This is a genomic window from Ideonella azotifigens (genome assembly GCF_006519715.1).
Lineage (GTDB): Bacteria > Pseudomonadota > Gammaproteobacteria > Burkholderiales > Burkholderiaceae_C > Ideonella > Ideonella azotifigens.
This window is the reverse complement of record NZ_VIDT01000619.1, coordinates 1-3,306: the sequence shown is the minus strand read 5'-3', so window position 1 is coordinate 3,306 and position 3,306 is coordinate 1. Positions and strand designations below refer to the sequence as shown.

The 3,306-nt window shown below is 68.2% G+C and carries 3 protein-coding genes and 1 pseudogene; 2 read left to right on the top strand and 2 right to left on the bottom strand.

What is annotated here, in order from left to right; all coding sequences use genetic code 11:
• Positions 1-255 (top strand): HRDC domain-containing protein (locus FKP22_RS25110; protein ID WP_141290416.1); only part of this gene is annotated, 255 nt, incomplete at its 5' end.
• Positions 256-287: 32 nt separating this feature from the next.
• Here the strand turns inward: FKP22_RS25110 and FKP22_RS25105 are convergent.
• Entirely contained in the window at positions 288-1,418 is a 1,131-nt protein-coding gene (locus FKP22_RS25105) for a diguanylate cyclase domain-containing protein (protein WP_170201077.1), read from the bottom strand.
• Positions 1,419-1,577: 159 nt separating this feature from the next.
• On the opposite strand from FKP22_RS25105, the gene FKP22_RS25100 reads away from it, so the two are divergent.
• Positions 1,578-2,822, top strand: coding sequence for a glycerophosphodiester phosphodiesterase family protein (locus tag FKP22_RS25100; protein ID WP_141290411.1), 1,245 nt, complete (start codon positions 1,578-1,580; stop codon positions 2,820-2,822).
• A 127-nt stretch (positions 2,823-2,949) separates the two neighbouring features.
• Here the strand turns inward: FKP22_RS25100 and FKP22_RS32710 are convergent.
• Positions 2,950-3,306: pseudogene (locus FKP22_RS32710) on the bottom strand (hypothetical protein); the annotation flags it as partial.

Here is a 3,306-nt window from a genome sequence, read left to right as displayed (position 1 = left end):
AACCTGCCGGCCTACATCGTCTTCAACGACGCGACGCTGGCCCAGATGGCCGCCGAAGCGCCGGCCACGCTGGACGCACTGGCCGGCATCAGCGGCGTGGGCGCGAAGAAGCTCGAAGCCTACGGCAAGCAGATCCTGCGCGTGCTGGGCGACCTGGGCGGCTCCGGCGGCAGCGGCGCCGGGGATTTCGACGATGCCGGCGCGATGGGCGACCCGGACGATCCGGGCGGTTTCGAGGACTTCGATGGGCGCTGAAGGCCTGAACCTGGCCGGCAGCGATCGAGGGTTCAGCCGGCGCCTGGCAGGGGTTCTGCGTGCACCTGGTTGCGCTGCGCGTTGCGCTTCGCCGCCATCGCCAGCGCTGCGGCCGCTTCCAGGGTTTGCTGCACGCTTCGTTTGGCGCTGGCATGCGCCACGCCGACGGTGATCGTCAGCACCGCCGCGGTCGGCGAGCCAGCATGGGGAATGGCCAGCGCCTGCACCGCCTGGCGCAAGCGCTGGGCCACCGCCAGCGCGGCGCCCGGGTCCGCGGCATGCAGCAGCACCACCAGCTCTTCGCCACCTTTGCGGAAGGCCTGGTCCTCCTGACGGATCGTCGCTTGCACCGCTGCCGCGACCGCGCGCAACGCGGCGTCACCAGCGGTGTCGGTGTGCAGGTGGTTGAATTCGCCGAAGTGATCGATGTCGAGAAAGGCCACGGCGATCTGATCGGCCTCCGCGGTGGCCAGTGCTTCGTCCAGTGCGCGGCGGTTGCGCAGGCCGGTCAAGGCGTCGGTGCGGGCCTCGTCCAACAGCGCCTGGTTGCGCTGCTGCAGTTCGGCCACCGTCGCAGCCAGCTCACGGCGTGACGTGGCGACCGCGCGCGTGTCGTCGTCAAACACCACGACCTGGTTGCGGCCACGGGCCTTGGCGGCGTACATCGCCAGGTCGCAGGCACTCATCAGGTTGTCCGGGGACTGGCCCACGAAGCTGGTCACGCCGAACGAGGCCGAAACCTTGGCCGAGATCAGGTCCATTGGCGCGCTCAGCCTGGCGTTGGCGGCGTTGAGCCAGGCCACGGCCTCGGCCTGCGTCAGCCCGGGCAGGAAGATGCAGAACTCCTCGCCGCCCATGCGGGCCACCCAGCCGCCGTCTGGCAAAGCCTGTTGCAGGCGCTCGGCGGTGACCCGCAGCACTTCGTCGCCCGCGGTGTGGCCGAAGCTGTCGTTGAGCTGCTTGAAATGATCCAGGTCGGCCATGGCCGCTAAGCCGCGAACGCCGGCCCTGCGGGCTTCCAGAATGCGCTCGAACGCCACGTGGCGCGTCGGCAATCCGGTCAGCACGTCCTCGAACGCGGCGCGCGCCAACACGTGCGACGGGTCTTGCGTGCCCGAAGCATCCTGCCTGCGCCACAGGCGCCGCCACAGTCTGTGCAACATCCACAGCCTCCTCATGGCCCCATGATCCCTTGTTTGTGTGTTGGCTTGTCTTACAGATTGTGACCCGATGGCCGCGGCCTGCCCCCGTTCGGTCATGCCCAGGACATGTGCGGTTTTCACACTGCGGGCTCACCCACCCTGATCAAATTGGAGACAGCCATGACACATGTCCTCAGACAAGCCGCGTTGATGCTGGCCGGCGGCCTGGCGCTGAGCCTCGCCCAGCTGCCTTCGGCCCATGCCGGCAAGGTACAGCCTGTCACCACTTACCAGCTCGGGGTGCGGCCGATGTACCTGGTCGACCAGGTGCCCGACAAGGACCTGAAGCAGCGCCTGAAGGCCTGCGAGAACATTCCGGCGACCAAGAGCCAGTTCTCCATCAGCCACCGTGGCGCGGCAATGCAGTTTCCCGAGCACACCAAGGAAGGCTACATGGCCGCGGCGCGCCAGGGCGCGGGCGTGATCGAGTGCGACGTGACCTTCACCAAGGACCGCGAGCTGGTCTGCCGCCATTCGCAGTGCGACCTGGCGCAGACCACCAACATCCTGTCCATCCCGGACCTGGCCGCCAAATGCAGCGTGCCGTTCAGCCCTGCCGACCCGGCCACCGGCAAGCAGGCCACTGCGACCTGCTGCACCAGCGACCTGAGCGTCAGCGAGTTCAAGCGCCTGATGGGCAAGATGGAAGGTGCGAACCCGAACGCCACCAGCGTGGCCGAGTACATGAAGGGCACGCCTAACTGGCGCACCGATGCCTATGCCGCCACCGGCACGCTGATGACGCTCGCCGAGGCCATCGAGCTGTTCAAGCAGCTGAAGGTGGACATGACGCCCGAGCTGAAGGCCGCCAGCGTGCCCATGCCTTACCAGGGTGACTACACCCAGGAGAAGTACGCGCAGGCGATGATCGATGCGTTCAAGAACGCGGGCGTGCCGGCCAAGCGGGTCTGGGCCCAGTCCTTCAACATCAACGACAACTACTACTGGCTCCAGCACGAGCCGGACTTCGGCAAGCAGTCTGTCGCGCTGATCCCCGTGGACACGCCTGACCAGGTGCCCGCTGCCAAGGCCTTGCTGCCCGAGATGGCGGCCAAGGGCGTGAAGATCGTCGCCCCGCCGATCTGGGCCCTGCTGGCGCTGGACAAGAAGGGCAAGATGGTCGGCTCCGACTACGCCTACGCCGCGCGCAACGCCGGCATGAACATCATCAGCTGGTCGCTGGAACGCTCCGGCCCGCTGACCGATGGTGGCGGCTACTACTTCCAGAGCGTCACCCCCGCCGTCAAGGGCCCGGGCGACTACTACACCGCGCTGGACGTGCTGGCCAACGACGTCGGCATCATCGGCATGTTCTCGGACTGGCCTGCCACGGTCACGTACTACGCGAACTGCACTGGCCGCTGACGCAGGCCAGCGCCGGGCCGCCCCAAGCGGCCTGCGCAACCCGCTCGGCGGGTGGCCTCGCGTACTTGCGGGGCCGGGTGCGTCATTCCCCTACGCGAACTGCACGGGTCGCTGACGCAGGCCGGCGCTAAAAGCGTTCGGACAGTTCGACTGTGCCGCGGCGGCCGAGCTGGCTGCCGTGGCGTTCCAGCCAGTCGCCGGCCAGCGCTCTGCCCTGCTCGTGCAGCGCCTGGAAATAGGCCGGGTGCACGACCAGGCGGCTGTCCTGCGGCAGGCCGGACAGCAAGGCACCGCCGTCCATCAGGTGGAAGCGGGCGCTTGCCAACTGGCGCGTTCCGCGGTCCAGCGGCAGCCAGTGCTGGCGGGCCTGCTGCTGCCAGGCGGCCAGCAGGTTCATCTCGCGCAGGAAGGCGCCGTGGAAGCTCATGTCCAGCGCGCGGTGCTGGATCTGCGCGGCGCTGCGCAGCGGGCCTTCGTGCTGCAG